We start from the raw sequence: 242 nt of genomic DNA on the forward strand, positions 1-242 counted from the left end.
GTTCGCCACCCCGGCTGCTACGTTCGACAACGTCACTGGCGTGGTCGAACCAGCACCGCCGAACGTGACCTTCGACCGGGTCGAATCGTCGTATGCGACGAACGTGTTCGTGACCGTACCGTTGCCGTCGATGTTGGCACCCATCGCCTGAAGTTGCGACAGGTTCACCGCATCCATCGCCTGCGTACCATTGGCCACACCCGTAATCTGACGCGAACCTACATCCACCGTATTGGCACGGC

1 pseudogene is annotated in these 242 nt (G+C 60.7%); it reads right to left on the reverse strand.

The features are described from left to right. Positions 1 to 242 (reverse strand): annotated as a pseudogene (locus AC1ECK_RS36745) (hypothetical protein); the annotation flags it as partial.

The organism is Paraburkholderia sp. SSBN10T (assembly GCF_056619545.1).